The organism is Leptothoe sp. LEGE 181152, assembly GCF_032906605.1.
Classification (GTDB): Bacteria; Cyanobacteriota; Cyanobacteriia; order Phormidesmidales; family Phormidesmidaceae; genus Leptothoe; species Leptothoe turfae.
In genome coordinates, this window is sequence record NZ_JASATU010000031.1 from 37179 (window position 1) to 59238 (window position 22060).

19 protein-coding genes are annotated in these 22060 nt (G+C 43.0%); 16 read left to right on the forward strand and 3 right to left on the reverse strand.

The window, feature by feature from the left end; all coding sequences use genetic code 11:
- The first annotated feature begins 46 nt into the window (after positions 1-46).
- Positions 47-1393, forward strand: coding sequence for an ATPase, T2SS/T4P/T4SS family (locus QGP82_RS16915; protein ID WP_499060407.1), 1347 nt, complete (start codon positions 47-49; stop codon positions 1391-1393).
- A gap of 31 nt (positions 1394-1424) precedes the next feature.
- Here the strand turns inward: QGP82_RS16915 and QGP82_RS16920 are convergent, their stop codons facing one another.
- Positions 1425-1925 carry a PAM68 family protein gene (locus QGP82_RS16920; protein ID WP_163668841.1) on the reverse strand — a complete coding sequence of 167 codons (501 nt, stop codon included), beginning with the start codon at positions 1923-1925 and terminating at the stop codon, positions 1425-1427.
- Positions 1926-1982: 57 nt separating this feature from the next.
- Entirely contained in the window at positions 1983-2252 is a 270-nt protein-coding gene (gene rpsO / locus QGP82_RS16925; protein ID WP_163668839.1) for a 30S ribosomal protein S15, read from the reverse strand.
- A 615-nt stretch (positions 2253-2867) separates the two neighbouring features.
- Between rpsO and QGP82_RS16930 the strand changes: the two genes are divergently transcribed.
- From QGP82_RS16930 to QGP82_RS16985, 12 genes are all read left to right on the forward strand, one after another.
- Entirely contained in the window at positions 2868-4892 is a 2025-nt protein-coding gene (locus tag QGP82_RS16930; RefSeq protein WP_499060409.1) for a glycoside hydrolase family 10-like protein, read from the forward strand.
- A 195-nt stretch (positions 4893-5087) separates the two neighbouring features.
- Complete coding sequence (locus QGP82_RS16935) at positions 5088-6440, forward strand: nucleotide sugar dehydrogenase (protein ID WP_499060410.1); 1353 nt, start codon at positions 5088-5090, stop codon at positions 6438-6440.
- The gene (locus QGP82_RS16940) at positions 6437-7381 is read left to right on the forward strand and encodes a Gfo/Idh/MocA family protein (protein ID WP_499060412.1); all 945 of its coding nucleotides are present in this window, start codon (positions 6437-6439) and stop codon (positions 7379-7381) included. Before QGP82_RS16935 ends, QGP82_RS16940 begins: the two co-directional genes overlap by 4 nt.
- Positions 7374-7967 carry an acyltransferase gene (locus tag QGP82_RS16945; protein WP_163668831.1) on the forward strand — a complete coding sequence of 198 codons (594 nt, stop codon included), beginning with the start codon at positions 7374-7376 and terminating at the stop codon, positions 7965-7967. The genes QGP82_RS16940 and QGP82_RS16945 overlap by 8 nt, the downstream gene beginning before the upstream one ends.
- 77 nt (positions 7968-8044) lie before the next feature.
- On the forward strand, positions 8045-9280 hold the full coding sequence (locus tag QGP82_RS16950; protein ID WP_163668829.1) for a lipopolysaccharide biosynthesis protein: 1236 nt from the start codon (positions 8045-8047) through the stop codon (positions 9278-9280).
- Positions 9255-9782 carry a DapH/DapD/GlmU-related protein gene (locus QGP82_RS16955; RefSeq protein WP_163668827.1) on the forward strand — a complete coding sequence of 176 codons (528 nt, stop codon included), beginning with the start codon at positions 9255-9257 and terminating at the stop codon, positions 9780-9782. The genes QGP82_RS16950 and QGP82_RS16955 overlap by 26 nt, the downstream gene beginning before the upstream one ends.
- A gap of 8 nt (positions 9783-9790) precedes the next feature.
- On the forward strand, positions 9791-10510 hold the full coding sequence (locus tag QGP82_RS16960; RefSeq protein WP_163668825.1) for a methyltransferase domain-containing protein: 720 nt from the start codon (positions 9791-9793) through the stop codon (positions 10508-10510).
- The gene (locus QGP82_RS16965) at positions 10510-11526 is read left to right on the forward strand and encodes a hypothetical protein (protein ID WP_163668823.1); all 1017 of its coding nucleotides are present in this window, start codon (positions 10510-10512) and stop codon (positions 11524-11526) included. Before QGP82_RS16960 ends, QGP82_RS16965 begins: the two co-directional genes overlap by 1 nt.
- A 67-nt stretch (positions 11527-11593) precedes the next feature.
- Positions 11594-13000: a polysaccharide deacetylase family protein gene (locus QGP82_RS16970; protein ID WP_163668821.1), complete on the forward strand. Its 1407-nt coding sequence runs from the start codon at positions 11594-11596 to the stop codon at positions 12998-13000.
- Positions 13001-13031: 31 nt separating this feature from the next.
- Positions 13032-14201, forward strand: coding sequence for a glycosyltransferase family protein (locus QGP82_RS16975; RefSeq protein WP_499060414.1), 1170 nt, complete (start codon positions 13032-13034; stop codon positions 14199-14201).
- An 18-nt stretch (positions 14202-14219) separates the two neighbouring features.
- Positions 14220-15149, forward strand: a complete 930-nt coding sequence (locus QGP82_RS16980; RefSeq protein WP_499060416.1) for a class I SAM-dependent methyltransferase — start codon at positions 14220-14222, stop codon at positions 15147-15149.
- 18 nt (positions 15150-15167) lie between these two features.
- Positions 15168-16049, forward strand: coding sequence for a class I SAM-dependent methyltransferase (locus tag QGP82_RS16985; protein ID WP_499060418.1), 882 nt, complete (start codon positions 15168-15170; stop codon positions 16047-16049).
- Here QGP82_RS16985 and QGP82_RS16990 read toward each other — a convergent pair.
- On the reverse strand, positions 16018-16992 hold the full coding sequence (locus QGP82_RS16990) for a glycosyltransferase family 2 protein (protein ID WP_499060419.1): 975 nt from the start codon (positions 16990-16992) through the stop codon (positions 16018-16020). The genes QGP82_RS16985 and QGP82_RS16990 overlap by 32 nt on opposite strands.
- A 128-nt stretch (positions 16993-17120) precedes the next feature.
- Between QGP82_RS16990 and QGP82_RS16995 the strand changes: the two genes are divergently transcribed.
- The 3 genes from QGP82_RS16995 (at position 17121) to QGP82_RS17005 (ending at position 22054) form a co-directional block, all read left to right on the forward strand.
- Positions 17121-17921 carry a WecB/TagA/CpsF family glycosyltransferase gene (locus tag QGP82_RS16995; protein WP_499060421.1) on the forward strand — a complete coding sequence of 267 codons (801 nt, stop codon included), beginning with the start codon at positions 17121-17123 and terminating at the stop codon, positions 17919-17921.
- 37 nt (positions 17922-17958) lie between these two features.
- Positions 17959-19428 carry a sugar transferase gene (locus QGP82_RS17000; protein WP_499060422.1) on the forward strand — a complete coding sequence of 490 codons (1470 nt, stop codon included), beginning with the start codon at positions 17959-17961 and terminating at the stop codon, positions 19426-19428.
- Positions 19429-19534: 106 nt separating this feature from the next.
- Positions 19535-22054, forward strand: a complete 2520-nt coding sequence (locus QGP82_RS17005) for an O-antigen ligase family protein (RefSeq protein WP_499060424.1) — start codon at positions 19535-19537, stop codon at positions 22052-22054.
- Positions 22055-22060: the final 6 nt, after the last annotated feature.

Consider the following 22060-nt stretch of genomic DNA (forward strand, 5'->3'; position numbering starts at 1 on the left):
TTACACCTGTACCCTTGTCTTCGTTATTTCCTTTTTGGCAGCCATCATGTCAACTTTCCCTGAAAACCATGCGTTGTCACCGCCCTCAAGCCATATTCATCAGCCTAATGTAAAGACAAACCTAGAGCAAATGTTCCTGTTAATCGAAGGAATTTTGCCCTTTGAAGCCTGTCTCTATTATCAGGTTCTGCCGCTTTCAATTGAGGGTAGTAGCCTAAACCTGGGCATGGTAAACCCTGACGATACTAAAGCTGCTGACTATGTCAGACGTCAGGTCTCTTATATTAATTGCTCCATTGTCTCAAGGCCCATATCGTCTGACTGGCATCGGGAAATTCTATCAAAGTTTTTGAGCCACTCAGCCAAAAACCGCCAGGCTTCTCAACCCTCACAATCTAAGGCTAACGCTACGTCCAGTCCATTTCAGGATCAGCCTACGCTGGTGGTAGGAGCTCCAACTGAGATTATTGAACACCCCCATGGGGTTATTGCTGAGCAAACGACAGCGCCTCAGCAGTCTGCCTCGCCGCCGCCCGTGAGAGCAGGGAAGGAGGATAAAACAAATAGTGCAGATATGCCACCAGCTCCCTTGAGTATTGAGTTAGAAGAGTCGGTAACTGACCTAGAAGAATTGCCATCTGAGGAATCATTATCTGCGGCAGAACCAGCGCTATCTGAGCACGAGTCGCTCGTACTCGAGCCACCAGAACCTGCCAACGAGCCATCAGTACCAGCGGCTGAAGAGCCCTTGTCACCACCCACCGATGAGCCGTCGGCGACCTCCGTTAAAGAACCCACAGCAGAACCTAGCCCGGAGGTAACCTTTGATCCCAACCGATTGAATCCCAAAGAACTTACCCAGATCTTATTGAAACGGCTGATTACTCAAGAAGGGATTGGACGACTTTATCTAGAACGTCAAAGCACCACCTGTCGAATTCTTTGGAGTAAAGATGGTGTTGTGCAATCAGTTGTCAGCGATATTTCCCCTCAACTTTTCCAAGGTATCATCAATGAACTCAAACGTATGATGAGTCTTTCCTTGATTCCCGTCCGTAAACCTAAGCAAATCGAAATCGAACGCATCCATAACCAGAAGCGAATTTTGCTACGCTTCCGAGTCATGCCCGGTGACCATGGAGAAGAGGCCACCCTACAAATACTACGGGGAGCAGCTCTGAAGTTTTATCAGCAGCAGCAAATGGATAACTTGGGCCGTGATGCGCTAGGCATAGCTCAAGATTTGCAACAACGCATCGACGATCTGCGAGCTCAAGCACAGCGAAATCTTGAGGTTCAAGACGACACAAAACAAAAAACGCTACCAGCGATTATGACAATGCTCAAACAAATGGAGCAACAGCTTCACGACATCCTTGAGGCATCGGATTAAATGTCAGCATGACTGCGCTATGGCCAGATTATTATTCAGAAGCCGAGGGTTGCTTCGACTTCCGCCAACCTTGAATTAAGCGGCGAAAGTTGATAGAAAATTCAGCAATTCCCAGTAGACTGCCTGCTTCATCCTCTTGCCAGGATGCAGACAACACACCATAGCTGAGGCCAATGGTTCCTAATCCAAAAAAGCCCAGGGAAACGATGAGGACAACGACATTGGGAAATTCAACAATGTGCTGAGTCAGCAGAACATAGGCAATCACAAACGAAGACATACCTAAAGCGGTAGGCACCCCAGCAAATACTGCCATTCGTCGAATCATACGACGACTGACCACTTCTGGGATACCCATTTCTTCCTTTTGGGTCTGCTTACTTCGTTTGCTCGCTTGCTTGTCTGACTTCTTAATGCCTGAGCCTGATTTTTGAGGCTGTGATGCTTGGCTAGATGGAGCAGCTTTATCACTTTGCCGCCTATTTGACTTAGGCTCAAAGGGCAGCGACTCACGCTGAGATTCAGAAGGCATAAACCAGTTGATCCTAGACTGCGTGTTTGAAGGTGATGAATATCACCACCTTGTATCTTAGCCGCGGATACCCAGCTTTTTAATCAACTCCTGATACCGACTAGAATCCTGCTTGACCAAGTAGGCTAGCAAGCGCTTACGACGACCGATCATACGCAATAGACCTCGTCTAGAGGAATGATCTTTTTTATTAGCCTGCAGATGCTTACTCAGCCGATTGATCTTTTCAGTGAGCATGGCTACCTGCACATCTACAGAGCCAGTGTCTGTTTCATGTACCTGATAGTCAGAAATAATTGATTGCTTTTGTTCTTGCAGGAGCGCCATAGAGCTTACCGATTACAGTCTGTGGAAACGAATAAAGTTGAACCTGTGAGCATGCACAATTCAACGCAGGATTTTGTATTGTACTACAGCAATGCTGGTCAGATGCCATAACTCTAGAACTTGTTCCGTCCTAAGTTTTTCCATACCGCTATGTAGGTACGGCACGGTATATCATGCAAGCGTGGCTATCTTCTAGCAAAGCAGCATGGTCATATCTACATCGTAGGCAGAAACTTTACAGAACAAGGTAGGAAAACTAGACCTTATTTTCTGGGAAATCTTCTAGCAGATGTAAGGAGAAATAGGGTTCATTTTTATGCGTACTGCCCTAAGAACGTATCTTTGTCACTACTTCAATAAATTGCCCGCTACTGGGGTTTATTAGCCTTGTGGTCGCGGTTTTAAAGACATAGATTACTTTCTCAATGTTTTAGTTGAGGTTACTCGATTTTGCTGTTTAAAACGGCCAAATCATCCCCGATAATAATGACCTCTTTGGGTTTAATTCTTTGAGAAACGGTTTAAAACTTTTTTGAAACCTGAGTTCCATACAGTGTTCGGCATTGTCTTTGTTTTGTTGCGTCAGTATTCTTGCTTCGTCTGATAAGCCTGCTCATGTTCCATTCTCTATTTTCTACGTCCTATGCATTGGCCGTTTTGCTAGGAGGTATTGCTCTGGCGACCCCAGGATTTGCTCAATCATCGCCTTTACCAAAGACCGATAACGAGGCTGTGGAGTTAGAGTCGTCTTTGGTAGAGGCGGAGCATGGTCAACTGGCCCTAAATGCCATGGATCCAGCCGATAGTATTGAACCTCCTGGTTTAGATGTGCGGCCTGGCAATGGCGTGATTAGCCCGTTCTTAGAACTGGCCATGCAGCAAGAGCTTCATAACTTGATGGGGCGCTTTGAAGGTGCTTTGCTGCATGGCTATGCTAGTGGTCAACCAGCAGAGTTAGCATTGACCTCCATGCGCACTGACGGTAGCCTCAGCGCGAGTTTGGGCGGCGCGAGTTTGCCGACTCCCCTGTCCCATCCTGCGTTGGAAACGGCACAGCAAACTCTGGATGATTGGCAAAATCTGATCGCTCAAAGAGACTATGGCACTGCTCGCCAGCGATGGCTTGAGTCTCGTCAGGCTCTCTGGAATGCGTTTCCCGTTGAGCAATCTTTGGCCCACGCGGAAGTTCGTGCCATGTGGTTAGACCGCGGCACGATTGTGCGTGCTGGATCGGAAGCAAAGTTAGCAGATGTTTTTGACCGTCTTGCTGCTGCCGGTATCAATACGGTCTTCTTTGAGTCCATGAATGCCGGCTATCCTATTTACCCTAGTCGCATTGCTCCTCAGCAGAATCCCCTAACCCGTCATTGGGATCCGTTGGCCTCAGCTATAAAACTGGGCAAAGAGCGAGGCATAGAAGTTCATGCCTGGATTTGGTTATTCGCAGCTGGGAATCGTCGCCACAATGCGCTGTTAAATTTACCAGCCAGTTACCCAGGTCCCCTCATTAACGCTAATCCTGGCTGGACTGGCTATGACCGCCAGGGCCGTATGGTGCCTTTGGGCCAGGACAAGCCGTTTCTGGATCCTGCGAATCCGGAAGTGCGTAGCTATCTGATGCGTATACTGCAGGAGCTGGTCGAGAACTATGATATCGACGGTGTGCAGTTTGATTATGTCCGTTATCCCTTCCAAGATCCTGGTGCTAATCGCACCTATGGATATGGAACAGCGGCACGGTTACGATTTCGAGATATGACTGGGGTGGATCCAGCGGCGCTCTCTCCCCGTGATAATCCAGCCCTTACTGCCCATGAGCAGCGACGCCAGCGCAGGCTCTGGCAGCAATGGACTGAGTTTCGTGTGCAACAAGTGAGTTCGTTTGTGGCTGAGGCTTCTCAGATGCTGCGCCAGCGACGTCCGGGCATCACTGTGTCGGCGGCGGTGTTTGCTAAACCGACCCATGAGCGTGTCCAAAAAATTCAGCAAGACTGGGAAACTTGGGCAGAACGTGGAGATGTAGATTGGATCGTATTGATGAGCTATGCCATGGATACCAATCGGTTTGAAGAGCTGATTCATCCCTGGGTTTTAGACGGTAATTATGGCTCGACGCTAATTATTCCAGGTATTCGATTACTGAATTTGCCTGAAATGGCAGCATTAGACCAAATCCAAACACTACGGGATCTACCGGTGAGTGGCTATGCGCTGTTTGCAGCTGACAATCTTCAACAAGGGATTCAGACGCTGCTGAATAACACTCAGGGCGATACGTCTATGCCGCATTCCTTACCGCAAAGACAACCATTTAATACGGCAGCTGAACGCTATCAGTCGTTACAGCGAGAGTGGGGATGGTTGTTGAGTAATGGTCAGCTATTAATGCGCGAACAGCGAATGGCGCAGTGGGTTGATGATGTCAATAAGTTGGGTGACCAGCTTGCGGATTTAGCAGAGGATCCGTCTCATCGGAAATTAGAGGAGGTGCGATCGCACCTGCATCAGCTCAATCAAGTGATCGATTCTGAGCTGACAGTAAAGTCCCAGCAAAATCGCTATCGACTGCAAACTTGGGAATACCGGTTGGCAACCATCGAACACCTGTTAGCCTACGGTGAAAACCGATTTATTCCCTAGTGGTATTAGCCGACAGACTATGTGGGGCGATAGAGATAGATGGTATGAGTAATGGTTACGCATCATAAGTGCCCTGTTAACCTGCCAGTCATAGATAGATAAAAGCTCAATTGGACAATAGGGAATCAAGAAAAACTGATACGTAAATTTTCCCGTCGGGCAGAATAGAGTCATTGGCCTTATCCATAAGAACTAATGACCTTGGCCCCCAATCTACCAACAGATCCAACTCCTCCACAACTGTCATCCTTAGAGCAGTTAATTCTTTCACGCAACGCAACGGTTGGCGTAGTGGGATTAGGATACGTGGGTTTGCCCTTTGCCTTAGAAAAAGCAAAGGTAGGGTTTAACGTGATTGGCATTGAACAAAATCCTAAGCGAGCTGAACGAGTAAATCGCTCGGATAGCTACATTGACGATGTTCCTTCAGATGTCCTCAATCAGGCTGTTGCCAATGGCAAACTAAAGGCTGTAACCCATTTCGATGCAGTTACTGATATGGACGTCATTGTTATTTGCGTCCCCACACCGTTAACTAAAAATTTGACCCCAAATCTAAGCTACGTAGAAAGTGTGGCTCAAGAAATTGGAGCGAGATTGCGCCCTGGTCAACTGATTGCATTGGAGTCCACCACCTACCCAGGGACAACCGATGAGGTTATTCGCCCTATATTGGAACAAAATAGCGAACTTAGACAGGGACGAGACTTTTTTCTGGCACATTCGCCTGAGCGAGTTGATCCAGGCAATCAGCGCTATACAACCCAAAACACAAACAAAATTGTGGGTGCCTCGGATGAATTTTCACTCAGAGCTGCTGAACTTTTTTATCAGCAAACGATCTCTCATGTGGTACCCGTAAGCAGTGCTAAAGCTGCCGAACTGGTCAAGGTATTTGAAAATACATTTCGTGCCGTCAATATTGCTTTGGTGAATGAGTTAGCGTTGCTCTGTGATCGACTCGAACTGGATGTTTGGGAAGTTTTGGATGCGGCTAATACTAAACCCTTTGGAATTATGCCTTTTTATCCAGGTCCTGGTGTTGGTGGCCACTGTATTCCGATCGACCCGCATTACCTGGAATGGAAAGCTAAAGAAGTAAATTTTAATACTCGCTTTATTGCCCTGGCTGGAGAAATCAATCGGAGAATGCCTTCTTTTGTTAGAAGTAAAGCGTTCCGGGTTCTGAATTGGCTGGGTATTGCTCCGTCGAAGGCCAACATTCTAATGGTTGGTATAACCTACAAAAAAGATTTAGCTGATTGGCGAGAATCCCCTGCCATTGACATCATGAAATTTTTACTGAAGGATCAGGTCACCCTGCGCTATCACGATCCCTATATTGCTGATATATCCGTAGCAGGTCAGTGTTTTAGTAGTGTCTCGCTCACTGATGCTGAAGTTGCCAGGGCTGACTTGGTGGTGATCGCCACGGACCATAGTTGCATTGACTATGGAAATCTGGTGGCACACGCTAAGGCTGTGCTAGATACTCGAGGAGCCACTCGACAATTAACATGCGATCGCACTAAGGTGACCTTGCTATGACCCAGGTTATTGTTGTCGGCAGCGGACACTGGGGTAAAAATCTGATCCGCAATTTTTATGAACTGGGTAGCCTTGCAGGGGTAGTTGAAGTGTCACCCCCATTGCAGCAGCGCGTACAGACCAAATATCCCGATGTGCCTCTGTTCACCAACTTTCAAGAGGCATTGGCGACTAATGTATCAGCCATTGTTCTAGCTACACCTGCGCCAACCCACTATTCCCTGGCATTGGCAGCGTTGAAAGCAGGGAAAGATGTGTTTGTGGAAAAACCCATGACCCTACGGGCTGAAGATGCCCGCAAGTTAGCTACTTACGCCGATGACCATGATCAAATTTTAATGGTGGGCCATTTACTGCTCTATCAGCCTGCCATTGACTGGATACGAAACTATCTTAAGTCAGGTAAAGCTGGCCAGGTAAACCATGTTGCTACCCATCGTCTAAATCTGGGTAAAGTGCGTACGATGGAAAATGTTTGGTGGTCATTTGCCCCCCATGATGTGTCCATTATTTTAGATTTGCTTGACAACCCGCCCATTCAAACCGTTCAAGCATCAGGGGTTTCACGGTTGCAAACTAATATTGCTGATGAGGTCCATGTTGATTTGACCTTCGAGTCGGGGCAAACGGCTCATCTGCACTGTTCCTGGCAGTGGCCGCTAAAGCAGCGGGGGTTAGTTGCGATCGCTGATAAACAAATGGTGGTCTATGACGAAATCCAGCAGGTGGTCACTATCCACAATAAACAGATCAATTCACAGCTAGAGGCCATTGATGACGGTATCACTATCGTTGATATTGCTGATGAACAGCCGCTTAAGCTGGAGTGCCAACACTTTTTGGATTGTTTGAAAACACGTCAACAGCCCCACTCCGATGGGTGGAATGGAGTGGCAGTGGTTAACATTTTAGAGAAAGTACAGGAGGTATTGAATGGCTGATTATTTTGCCCATGAGACAGCCTGTATTGATGAGGGCGCACAAATTGGCGAAGGCACGAAAATCTGGCACTTTAGCCATGTGATGCCCAAAGCAAAAATAGGTAAAAACTGTTCCCTAGGCCAAAACGTTTTTGTTGCTAATAATGTTGTTATTGGAGACGGCTGTAAAATTCAAAACAATGTCTCTCTCTATGAAGGCGTGATTTTAGAAGACTATGTTTTCTGTGGTCCCAGCGTAGTTTTTACTAATGTTTATAATCCTCGTGCCTATGTGTCTCGCAAGACTGAATATCGTCCTACCCATGTTTATCAAGGGGCTACATTGGGGGCCAACTGTACAATTGTTTGTGGAGTGACTGTGGGCCAATATGCATTTGTTGGCGCTGGTGCTGTGATTAAGCATGATGTTAAATCCTATGCTCTGATGGTAGGCGTACCTGCAAAACAGATTGGCTGGATGAGCTGCTATGGTGAACGTCTAAAATTGCCCCTTGTGGGAGAAGGCGAAGCGCTCTGTCCTGCAACAGAGGAACATTATAGTCTTCGTGATGGCAGATGTCTTCTAAATAAGACAACAGAAAATTGAAACTAATAAGCCGATTTATTTCAATATGTAGAAATTGGCTGCGCCCCACGAAAGCCTCACGGTTTCGTCGAAACTTTATGGTAGTTGCTAAAGCCAATGCCCTAGTACAAGGCTTAGTTTTAGCAACCACGCCTATGTTGACCAGGCTTTACTCTCCTGCTGATTTTGGCGTAGTAGCTTTATTCTCATCTTCTCTAAATTTGCTGTTGGCTTTCTCAACCTGGCGATTTGAGTGGTCAATACCCAATACGAAATCTAAAGGACAGGCGGCTTCTCTTATATTTTTAGGATTCTTAGTGTTGTCAGGAATCAGTACAACTCTATTGATGCTGCTGATGTTCTTTGACAGCAAGTTGACTCTTTGGGAAGGGTTTGAAGCCCTTGGAGCATTCATCATACTGTTGCCGTTTGCACTCATTGGAGGCGGTTTTCATCAACTGATGCATGCTTGGTATATTCGAGAAACTCAGCTGACTGCAGTGGCACGTTCAAAAGTGACTCAGCGCCTAGGGGCCACTGTTATTAATCTAGCAGGTGGTTTGGCTAATCTGGGTGCCCTTGGTCTGATTAGTGGTGCTATAGCATCAGTATGGTTAGGTATTGGTGTGCTTTTGCAACAGGCAAAAGGTTTAAAGGAAAGCCTACTCAACTTATCCTATAAACGTATCCAAATTAGCTTTTTGCGATTCTGGCAAGAATCAACGCTTTCGACGGGGGTGGCGATCGCAAATGCAGCTAGTTTAACAGCTGTACCTGTACTACTTGCACAGTACTATAGTGCGACTGAAATTGGTTGGTATGCACTAATGAATAGACTAGCATTAACTCCTGTGAGTTTATTTACGACGGCTATTGGTCAAAGCTTTTGGTCTGAAGCAGCTATTTTAGTAAAACAAGATCGGTTATCTCTTCGGTATCTCTATCTAAAATCAACTAAAACATTGAGCCTTTTGGCGATACCAATCACAATTGTCTGTTTGTTAGGCCCTTTTTTTGTAGGCCGACTGTTTGGTTCGGAAGATTGGCAGCCTGCAGGTCTTGTTCTTGCTGCACTTGCACCGATGTTGTTAGGACAAGTTATTGTATCACCACTTTCTCATTTAGTTGTCCACCGTAAACAACATTGGCAATTTATCTGGGATGTATGCCGATTAATAATGATTATTTCCATTGCCACACTTTTTGGCCGTATGGGTATAAAAATTGAGTCCTTAGTTCTTACATTATCGATCATAAATCTTGGGATGTATGGGCTGATCTTTTATCTGAATTTATTATGTTTGAATAATGAAAACCGTCCTGAAGCAACTTAAGTTAGCCTACTATACAATTTTGGCAAAAATCTTTTATCCCGAATGCCCCTGGATTATTACGTGGAATCCATTAGGCATACAAGGATATATTTTTTGGCAGAAGATAATCAACATTAATGATGCCCGTCATATTGCATGGCCAGTTCATTTCACATCTAGGATAGGCGGCGATATAACAGTAGGGTGTATGACCTCACCTGGCTATGCCCCAAGTACTTATATAAACGGCTTAAACGGTGTTGATTTTGGCGATAATGTCTGGATGGGACCTGGTATTAAAATTATTTCAGCCAACCATGACCTTGAAAACTATGAAAGGCATTTGTCTGCACCAAGAATGAAAATTGGAAATAATGTATGGTTGGGAGCTAATGTAATTTTATTGCCTGGAGTTACTATTGGTCACGATACCGTAGTAGGTGCAGGAGCTGTTGTAACAAAATCATTGCCAGCAAATGTTATTGCTGTTGGTAATCCTGCCAAAATAATAAAGCAGCGTTGAGAACAGCTATGAATAATGAATTTAATCATGATACTTATTGGTCCGATACTTGGATTAAGCATATTGAGTCATATTTAGCCGTGCCGCCACGAGCCGGTTACTGGATTACATCACATTTTCCAGTTTCACTAAGCATTCTAGAAATTGCAGGAGGCAGTTGTAGAGATAGTCGATATCTTGTTTCTCAAGATCTTGATGTAATAGGTTCCGATTTCGATCAAAAAACTTTAGATTATCTTGCCAAACGTTATCCAGAGTCACCATTACTCATGCAGAAGGAAGATGCTTTTTCTCTATCCTTTGCTAATAAGTCGATTGGCCTTTCATTTTCCAATGGTTTTTGGGTTTTGTTTGAAAATAATCAGCAAATTTATTCATTAATTCATGAGCAAGCACGCATAACAGAAAAATATATGATTTCGCTAGTCCATAATATTGAAAATATTAAACTAGTGAATCAATTTAAGGAGTGTACAAAACTCGACTCACTGTATGACATAAGATTTTTCCATAGGGAAGAATTACTTGAAATCATTAATGAGTCAGGCTTAAAGTATAAATCTATAGTCATGAGAAAATTTGGTGGTCCTATCGATAAGTTACTCACTCCAAAAATAAAAGGAATTAAAAATCCGATTCAAACTATTACGAAAAAAATTGTGCCGCATGTATATGACTATCAGCCATGGACTGTTACTGAACGCATTGCCTGTGTAATCGAGTTGTAGTGAATCGTTCTACCTATCTTATTTACTCACCAGTAAACGACCAATCGCTAGTAATTGTAGCTTTTTTACGGAAGTATTTTCCTACTAGCTATATTATCGGTGTTTTTTTACAAGATAATACGAAGCTAATTGGCAAGAGATATTATGACGAAATAATAGACATTGAAGAAGTAGAGTCTGCCAAAATTGATGGGATTAAGATTCCTTCAGGAGCTTTGGCAACGAAGTATTTGTTAGAAAAAGGGGATGTTACCCTAGGCTCAATCATACTCAAGCAACCAATGCTGAAAGTGTTTAGCAAATCTTGGATGCTGTCTAAAGCAATACAAGCTGGAATTGTTATTCCTGAAACCTGGTATACACTGGAAGAAATTTCTAGGTATCCCTTATTCTACAAACAGCGCTATGAACAAGGGGGTGGAGTACGTGGAGTTGCCTTTAAGGAAAACAATATTCCAAAGAATAGACGAGAGAGCTTACTCTTTCAAGAGTTGGTCAATAGTAGTGGCACCTATGGAGTTAGCTTCTTAGCTGATAAAGGAGAATTATTAATCACCCATACTCACTTTGAGAGAGAGAGTATTCCTAAGGTAGGTGGCTCGGCTATTTATATTGAGTGCTTCAAGGACGAACGCTTATTACGTTACACCACACAACTAGTTAAGCATTTAAATTACTCTGGCTGGGGGTTAGCAGAGTTCAAATATTGTCCTTGCCGAGAGGATTATGTATTTATGGAAATCAATGCGAAATTTTGGTCGTCCTGCGAATTAGCTTTTACCAATGAGCCATTATTCCTAAAGCTACTTTTTAACATCGATTCAAGAGAAAAAGCTGAAAAAAAAATTTTTTTCCCCCATCGAGCCTTATCTCGTAGCTTTATATTTTTTTTAAGGCATTTTTACTGTTTTTGGGGAGATGTGAAAATTAGTAGTTACCCAATATCTTTAAAGGCTCTTGTTTCAGGCTTAATTCCTCATAGATTTCTTCAGATTATTAAAAATACTACTCAGTAATATTAAATTAAAATTCGAAATATAGATTACTCATTCAAATATATTCAGACATATCAAAAATCTAAAAATGCATCTTTTCATTGATTTCCCTCAAACTTATCAAAAAGAACGAACTTATATTGCTGAGACCATCTTCAATAGATTTTTAGGTGTGAAAATTTCAATTAATTTTACAAAGAGAAATAATATAGAAATTTATTCGGAAGATAGAAATCAGTGCTTATTACTTTCAGACAGGTTGTTCTCTACTTCTAGTGATAATTGGCTAAAACCTGTTTCTTTACCCAGTCAACCTCTTCTAAAATGGAATTTTAGTTATATAAATGACTTAATATTTACTAATCATTCGAATGTTCCAATTATCTATGGTCAAAATCAAAATAATGATGATTTTTTTCAGGTTTCCGATCAGAAAATTTATTTGGGTTTAGATATTTTTGGATCAATTTTTTTTATGCTTACCCGTTATGAGGAAACAGTCAAAAAAGAGCGTGATAAATTTGATAGATTTCCTGCATCAGCGTCCTTAAATTTTCAGGAAAATTTGTTGAATAGGCCGATAGTTGACGAATATATTGAAATTCTTTGGGTATTACTGAAAAAGCTTTGGCCCAATCTAGAGCGTAAACCTAAACAGTTTAAAGTGTTGGCCAGTCATGACGTTGATTATCCCTATCAATACAGGTTTAAGTCTTTCTCTAAATTAGTGACTAATATAGGTGGTGATGTAATTAAACGTCGAAATCTAAAACAAGGATTATCACGCATAAATAAATGGAGTCAGGTAAAACACGGAAGTCTAAAGACTGACCCATTTAACACATTTAATTGGATCATGGACTTAAGTGAAGTTCATAATCTAACTAGTGCTTTTTATTTTATTACTGCCCGTACAGATTCGAAGAGAGATGGTAACTATAATCTTGAAAATCCATTAATCCGCCAGCTTTTATGCACGATTCATCAAAGGGGACATGAGATTGGATTGCATCCTAGCTTCAATACTTATTTAGACTCCAAACAAACGTGTAAGGAATTCAAGGTGCTTAAAACGGTATGCCAGCAAGAGGGCATTCAGCAGTCATGTTGGGGAGGGCGACAACATTATCTGCGTTGGCATAATCCAACTACTTGGCAGAATTGGGAAGATGCCGGATTAAACTATGACTCAACATTAACCTTTGCTGATATGGCTGGTTTTCGATGTGGCACTTGCCATGAATTTCCAGTTTATAATTTGCTGACACGTAAAGCTCTAAAGCTTGTGGAACGACCTCTTATTGTGATGGAATGTAGTGTTTTAGATGAAAGGTATATGGGACTTCAAAAAGATTTGTCAGAGGCTTTTGATTATATTGCAGGGTTAAAAACGTTATGTCGAAAATTCAATGGAACCTTTACGTTGCTATGGCACAATAGCAGTTTCGAACGTTCGGAATATCGTGATCTATATAAGCAAATATTGGCTGCCTAGATCCGTATAGAATACTCTCCACTACTTCTTTATGAAAGGCTTATATGTATCAAATATTGATCCCACTCAGTCTATAGGATACATGCCGAAGATTTTGGGACAGCTCAAAGGCTTTAAGCAATTGGGATATGAGATGAACCTGCTCTGCTTTAATCAGAGCTCACATGTTGTATTGACAAGTTTTTCCCAAGATAGTGAGTATTATCTAAAATCTAAAGTCCTAGCTCAGAATAATACGAACTTAATTACTCGCAGGTTGAGTTTGCTGAGATTAGCTGAGCAATATATTTTGGAAAGAAACCCTGATTTTATATATCTCAGGTACCCTCGTTCAGAACCCTTATATCTGTATTTCCTTGCTAAGGTCCGACAAAAAAGGCCAAATCTGCTAATTTTGAGTGAATTTCCCACATATCCTTATGATCAAGAGTACGAGGGAGGTTGTAGCAAAAAGGATAAACTAGTTTTTCTATTAGATAAGATCACACGTAATCATCTAAAATATTTCATTGATAGAGTTGTTGCTATAAACTACGCCCATCCCATTTTTGGCATAGATACAATCTCTATAGATAATGGTATTGATATTTCCAGCTACCATTCCATTAACTATTCACCTGTTTCATCAGATCATATAAATATTATTGGTGTTGCAAATGTTAGCTTATGGCATGGCTATGACCGTTTGATTAGAGGTCTTGGTGAATATTATCGAACATCTCCTCACCCTAAATATCAAATAGTATTTCACGTTGTTGGTGCCAGAGAACCTTATTTAACAGAACTTCTCACCTTAGCAGAGCAGGAGAATGTATCTCATCTTGTTATCTTTCATAAGCCGACTCAAGGTAAAGAGCTAGATAAAATTTTTCTAGAATGTCATCTTGCTGTAGGAGTTTTGGGAGGTCATCGAAAAGGATTGCACATTATGTCTCCTCTCAAAAATAGAGAGTATTGCGTACGGGGAATACCCTTTATATTCAGTCACATTGATCCAGATTTTCCAGACAGTTTTAAGTACTGTTTACAGTTAGATTCTAGTGAAGATGCGGTTGATATTAGTGATTTGATTAGCTTCGTTGAACAGTTGAGAAACGAAGAAAATATCAATGTCAGCATGCGAAACCATGCATTCTCAGTCCTTGATTGGTCAGTTAAATTAAAAACAGTTCAAAATTATATTGATAAGCAGTTGATTTGATTATCCCATTAATAAACTATGCATAAGAATCTATTTGATAAACGCCTAAGCTGCCCTACATGCGGTTCTGAGAAAAATGAATCTATTTATTCTGCCAGCTTTTCAGAGAAGGATTTAAAGGATTATCTAGTAAAAGCGTATGGACAACCTAATCAACAGCTGATAGCAAAAATCGAGTATTCGTTGTTGAAATGTCAAGATTGTGAACTTATTTTCCAAGAGTATGTACCCACATCAGAATTGATGTCTCAAATATATGGAACTTGGACTAATACTGAGGAAAAATTTCAAAACTATGGAATTTCTTACTACTCGATTTATAGTCAAGATATTTTACAGATATTGGCTTACCTTGATAAATTACCTACATCTGTAAAAGTACTTGACTTTGGTATGGGGTGGGGACGATGGGCACTAATGGCTAAAGCATTTGGATGTGACGTATATGGTGTAGAAATCTCTAGTCAATGTATTCAATATGCTGAAAGGAATGGAATCAAAGTCATCTCTTGGGAGGATATTTCTAGTTACAAATTTGACTTGATTCATACAGACCAGGTATTTGAGCATTTGGCGGAGCCTCTTAAGGTTTTAAATTATCTCAAGCAGTCATTAAAGCCTGATGGAGTAATCAAAATTTGTGTTCCTAACTCTTTTGGCATACGTTATCGTCTCAATCGTATGGACTGGAGTGCGCCAAAAGGTTCTCTCAAATCTCTAAATCCAGTTGCACCGCTTGAACATATTAATTGTTTTTACCGAAAGTCTATGCTTGAGTTGACGCGAAAAGTGAATTTATTAGAAGTCAAAATCCCTATGCGTATCCAATATCAATACACTAATGTTTGGGATACTCCCAAACGAGCACTAAGAAATCTAATCATGCCTATTTATCGTAATATTTTAGGCTTACAAAACTATTATATCTTTAAGCATTCAAAACTATAATATCCTAGGTATTTGGCTATGAGTTTCCTTCAATATCTTTCCGAAGTTTTTGCTAAATCACCTTTTTATGCGAAAGCAGAAAGGCTATGGCAAGAAAACCAAGAGAATTATTGGCTTCCTTTGAGTAAGTTAGAGAAAGTATATTTAGGAAGTTACATCATATTGAAAGATTATGCTAAAGGTGATTTTCCACCAACTTTTGCTGACCAAGCTTTAGCGTATGAAGCAGAAGAAAGTTTTTTCTTTTCATTGCCAGGCGTTGATCCGAAGCAAGCATTAGAAAGTGATATGCGTAAGCCGTTTTGGTTTCAAAATGAACGATACATAAGATATTTCCTGGAGCTTTCTTATTCTCTCAAAGTCTGTAATATTAAACCACCCCAAACAATTCTAGAACTTGGAGCTGGTTCTGGATGGATGTCAGAGTTTCTAGCTTCTATGGGCTTTAAGGCAATTGCAACCACGATTGGTCAAAGTAGCGTTGACCAAATACAGCAAAGAATCAAAAGTCTGCAGGCGAAAGGATTAGGAAATAATCTAAAGGGATTTCGATCACCTATGGAGTCGATTGATATTTCTCTGCAACGAGAGGGAGATCCTCTAGTAGATGCCATATTTGTATTTGAAGCGTTACACCATGCTTATGACTGGCGAAAAACATTTAGTGCAGTTTATAACAGTTTGAAGTCTGGAGGGTGGTTTTTAATTTGTCGTGAACCTAATTTATTACACACGTTGATTTCATACCGAGTTGCTAGATTGTCGAACACCCATGAAATTGGAATGAGCCGAGCTGAAATATTGGGCACGTTAAGAGATCTTGGATTTCAAAAGCAAATTGTTTTGAAAAATCATATGCATTTTTTAATTAAACCTCATTGGATTGCTGCCCAAAAATAAATATTTTTGGGGGATTTAGGATTATTTTCAAAGTAATTTTTAGTATTTTCCATTTCAGTTTTAAGTGCTTGTTTTCGACATTAAGTTGATTTAGAAGCTTAAATGTGTTGCTGGCACTCTTAGCATCCCATCTTTTTAAGTGACGAACTGTTCCAGCTAAAATGAACTGATGAAAGTAATTTGTTTTGCATTTTTTCAAAGTGCTTTTTGGTAACCATTGCTGGGCTTCTACATTTTTAAATAAATTTTCTATACCGTTCAAAACTTGAGTGTTAAACATTTGCATAGTTAATGCATTGCCATGGACTGTATAGTTAGCTGTGGTGATGGGTATGCAGAGTAGCCCATATTGCTGGCAAATCCTTATCCATAAATCGATGTCGGCAATCCCTCCGATTGTTTCTTTGAAGTAGCCCGTCCTTTGGAAAACTTGTCGATTTAATACAATTCCTGGAAAACGGATGAATGAAGAGTTGGTTAATAGCTTTTCTAATGCTTCTTCTGAAGTGAGTCTTTTTTGTGATTGAAAAATTTGCTGTTTTTGAATGTTTTGTTTTGATGTCACGACATTAACGCCAAATAATAGGGCGGATTCGTTTGGGTGTTGCTGTAAAGTCTCAAGAATTTTGCCAGGAGCCTCTGCTTCCAAATAATCGTCGTCATGCAGTATTAATACATATTCTCCCGATGCAATTTGAATGCAATGATTCCAGTTGCCTGCCATACCAAGGCTAGGGGTGTTTTGACAATAGTGATGCTTGCCATGCCAATTAACAATCAGTTCATCTACGATCTGTTTACAAGCAGGTATGGTCGAATCATCTGAGACAATAAGTTCTACTTGAGGTTGTTGTTCTATGGGTGTGGTCAGAATGGATAGAATTGCTCGTTTAAGCCATTCTGGTCGGTTATAGGCTGGAATGCATATGCTCAGTAAAGGCATGGCTATTGGCTTGGTATTGTCTAGTTATTTAGTGTTGCCTGGATATGCAATTTGATTGAAGTTTGAGTATAACTTTCTCATTACTAGACGCTTACTTGTATCAGTGCAGATAATAGATATAAATCTTGATGAGTATGGGGTTAGGGAGTTCAGAAAGTCGCTATATTTTAAGCACCCGGGTAGATAGCACTACTTACCAAGATGCTTGCGATCGCATCTCCCTCTGGGTCCACACCAAACGATCCTGCTACATCATTGCGGCCAATGTCCATGTGGTCATGACTGCCTATTGGAACCGAGCCTATCGTCGGGTGCTCAACCATGCGGCCCTGGTCACCCCCGATGGTATGCCGTTGGTATGGGGGCTACGACGTTTGGGCATTGCTCACCAGCCACGGGTGTATGGTCCCGATTTGATGCTGGCCTGGTGTGATCGCGCCACCCAAGAACAACTACCTATTTACCTCTATGGCGGCACCGATGCGATGTTGCAGTGTCTGGTGCAAAATCTACAGCAACAGTTTCCAGATCTGATAATTGCAGGTACCCACGCCCCACCTTTTCGCCCCCTGACCTCGGCGGAAGAAGCAGCCGATATTAAACACATTCATGAATCTGGAGCCGCTGTCGTGTTTGTCGGGCTAGGCTGCCCGAAGCAAGAAGAATGGATGGCACGTCAGCAAGGTAAACTAAACGCCGTGATGATGGGTGTTGGGGCCGCCTTTAGTTTTCATAGCGGCGAAGTTTCCCAGGCACCCCGGTGGATGATGGCCTGGGGGTTGGAGTGGGTCTATCGCTTTTGCCAAGAACCCCGCCGTTTATGGCGGCGATACGTGCTAAACAATACGGCATTTCTACTATTATTTGGACTGCAGTTAATGAATCGTGCAATGCGGTCTATCCTAAGGCCAGAGCATTCGTCAAGTTGACATTTGCTCAAAGGGCGCTAGTTTCCCAAGCTGTTTAATGAAAGAGCCATCTTTTCTCAAGCCAAGCCGCAAGCAAAATTTTGGTATTGGTATTGGTACAGATGATATTCGTGATGCTCACGGGAGTCATCCTCTCCGGCGTTTAGATTGGAGTAACGCCAGGGTTTTGACTTTGGTTCTGAGTGATATTTTGGCCCTGGGGCTGGCATGGCAGCTAGCACGTTTTTTGAATCAATTTTATTCTCCAATTCCTGAGCCCTTGGTGTGGTGGGTGTGGTTGGGGCTGCCCAGTTTGTTTTGGTTGTTTGCAGGGGTGACCTTACTACTATTTACTCACTTTGGTTTGTATGGTGCTACGGTCAGGGCAAGGGATTATTTGCGAGCCGCGCAGCTAGTGAGTTGTGTTTACTTTTTATCGTTGGTACTGGCTTATTTTTATGATCCAAAACTGGATGCTCCCCGGTCACTTTTTTTTAGTGCTTGGGTGAGTAGCATTGTATTGGTTATGATTAGCCGTTTATTTACGACTGGGTTACTGACACATCTTCAAGGGGCTCGATCACCCTTACGGGTATTTCTAATTACTAAGCCAAGCCGTATGCATCGCTTGTCAAAAACCTTAGAACAGCGCTCGAACTATCGCGTTGTTGGGGCTGCCATGGTGGCAACGGCCAATACAGACATAACATTTCGGCAGATTTTAGCGGCCCAACCGGATGAGGTGCTGGCTGAAGATGTTCCTGATGTGGAGCTTGCCTCAGGCCTGTATTGGCGATTGCGCAGTGCTAAAATTCCCTTGCGACTGCTACCATCAAGTCGAGAAATGCTGTATCGACGTGGAATCCCTGAAATTGTAGCTGGGTTGCCCACGTTAATGATTGAAACGTCTATTTTTCAAAGTGTTGACTATCGCCTGAAGCGTTGGTTGGATTATGGGTTAGCCGTTTTAGCTGTTTTAGTGCTGAGCCCGGTGTTTATTGGGATTGCGATCGCTATTCGCTGCACATCTCCCGGACCTGTCTTTTTTCGACAAGATCGCATGGGTTTAAAAGGCAAAATCTTTAAGGTGTGGAAATTTCGCACCATGGTGGTGGATGCGCCCCTGCACCAGGCTCAGCTAGAGCACCAAAACCAAACGGCGGATGGCATTATGTTTAAGCTCCAGCAGGATCCACGCATTACCCCCGTTGGTAAGTTTCTACGCCGCACAAGTTTGGATGAGCTGCCCCAGCTGTTTAATGTGTTGCTGGGGCAGATGAGTTTAGTGGGGCCACGCCCCCTACCGCTCCGCGATGTGGCTCACTTTGAGCCTTGGCACCATATTCGTCATCAGGTATTACCTGGGATTACTGGCCTATGGCAAGTATCAGGTCGGTCTGACATTGAAACGTTTGACGATGCTGCCCGGTTAGATTTGCACTACATCGATAACTGGTCTCTCAATCTGGACTTAGAGATTATGGTAGCCACACTACGCATTGTGCTAACAGGCCTGGGTGCCTATTAAACGGTGCCTATAAACATAGTAGGGAACATAAGGGGTGCCATTAAAAGCATGCTGATCACAATATGACCATGGGCAGTACCTTAATTTTTTGCCTGCTTGTACGGTAATGGAATTATTTAAGCGATTAACCACCTATGACAGTTTGTTAGGGGTAAGCCTGTTAGGGTTTGCGACGTTTGCATGGTTGCCTGACAGCTACTTTCGTATGGTGAGTTGGCCCTGGATGTTGGTTTGGCAAGGCGCTTTTTTACTAGTATTTGGTATTTGTGTTGGGCGTTTGCGACGCTTGCAGCAACCCTTTTATCTTTTAGGATTTGGGTTTGACTGGCTGATCTTAGGTCTATTTCTATGTCTTATTGTTAGCAGTGTGATTGCGCCTTTTCCGTTGCTAGCTCTGCAAAATAGCCTATTGGTGAGCTGCTATGTGATTTTGCTCTATGGATTATGTAACAGTCGATTTAGCGCTCTACAGCTATGCCAGGGTGTGGTTTGGGTAGGTGCGATCGCAGCTATTATCAGTCTGGCATTATGGCGACCCACGCCAGCAATGTGGTTATCGAGTAATTTCTATGACGCAATTCGTAACCGTTTTCCCCTAGGTCATCACAATTTTACGGGTGGTTATTTTGTGTTGCTATTGCCAACAGCAGTGGGGATAGCGTGGTTGCAATTGGGCTGGAAACGTTGGGTATATGGCCTATTGGCGGCAGTAATTACGATTGCCCTCTATGCCTCTGGATCACGGGGCGCATGGCTGGGGGGAGTGTTGCTGCTGCTCCTTACCCTGACGATGGGCATTGTTCGCAGTCGAGGTAAGACTCGTTTGAGTGTGCTGCTGCTAGCACTACTGACGATTTGTCTAGTCATGGGAGTGCTGATGAGTAATCCACGCATTCGCTCGTTAGTCCCCATTGATATCGGCTCTGCTCCACAGGCAACAACGTTAAGGCCGGTGACTGATGGCCCTACGTCAGATCGGTTCTTTATGGCTCAAGCTGCCATTAACATCTTGCAAGATCGGCCATTAGGTTTAGGTCCGGGTAATTTAGGGCGAGTTTATGAGCGCTATCGCCCCTTAGAAGTCGGCACTGGACTCAACCAGGTGCAACAGTTACACAATTTGCCTCTGCAAATAGCAGCTGAGTTGGGGGTAGGTGGCCTCGCGCTGTATGGGGGAACCGTAATTTGCCTGGTCCGATTACACCGACAGTTCAAACATCTGGCCTCACCCCAGCATCGGCAGCTGGGTTTAATGGCGACCCTAGGTTTTTTGGGGTATGGCGTTTCTAGTTTGACTGATTATCAACTAGAAAATATTCCCATTGCCGTTACTTTGAGTGTGTTGTTGGTGTCTCTCCTTAAACTAGGGCAAGAGTTGACGTTTTCTACCTTTTCTAAGTCCACTGGGCGGTTAGGGAGCTTGCTTCTTCTGATCACGGTCGTACTGATAGTACAAGTCTGGCTGCGGGCGGATCTTGCTTTGTGGATGACGCATCAAGGCGTATCACTGACTGGTCAGGGCAACTTGAGTCAAGCCAACGCGAAATTTTACAAAGCGTCTACCCTAGCTCCATGGGACCCCATACCTGCCGCCCTAGGGGCGCAGCAACTCAGTAGCCTAGCTGAAACGGCTAGCGACGAGAACCAAAAAATATTGCGAGAAGAAGCTAGTCAGCTATATCAGCAAACGCTGCGTGTTGCTCCCAATGATATTTGGTTTAATCAAAATTTAGCGGTTTTAGCATGGCAATTGGGTCATGTTGAACAAGCCCACCAGGCGATTACTAAGGTTGTGCAACTCAGTCCCAGAAGTAAAAACCACAGCTATTATTTGCTAGGGCTAACCTACCAGGCAATGGGTAATACGGAGTCTGCGATCTCAGCACTCGCGCTGGAATGTTTAATTAATCCCCAGGTACTCACCTTCCAAAGCTGGCAACAGGAGTTATCTCCCTTACGAGCAGCTGTGTTTACTCGGGTATTGCAACACTATCAAACAGTTCTATCAGCACTAGATCCCAAGCATCCCTTGTATAGTCCTTTAGCAGCCCACATTACGACTCTAAAGTGGTGGGCTAATTCCACGTTTCAGGTTCAAAAGTCTGAAGATGGTCGCCTTCTCCATCAGGCCTTGTTCACCATAGAGAAAAATCCTGAACAAGCGGCTATCTTGCTAGATCGCTGTATTGTTGAAGCAACCGATGATGTATCAGGATGTCGTTTACTCAAAGCGTGGCTACAGACCAGTTATCTGCCAGATTATTTGGAGGCTGTTGCTCTCAATTCCCTAGAAAAAGAGAAAGTGCGATCCCATATCCTCACTGAACGCACCCTGAAAGATTGGCTCTGGTCTACTACACAACCCGTTTTTAATAATCAACGGATAGGTCTGGCTTTGCTGTACCGCAGTTACTATGCCAAACGTGTTTCATCTATTTTGTTGCCTGAAAACCTGCGTCAGTTTTCCATACCTGTCTCACTCAATCTCTTTTCCCTATCATGGCCTCGAGAATTTCCCCCCTTAGATCACCTGGTTGAATCTCTGCGAACTGAGGCTTTTGGATTACCCCACCCCACTCGCAATAACTTTAAGTTTTCCCACTTCCAAAACTCTGACGTTTCTTAACCCCGT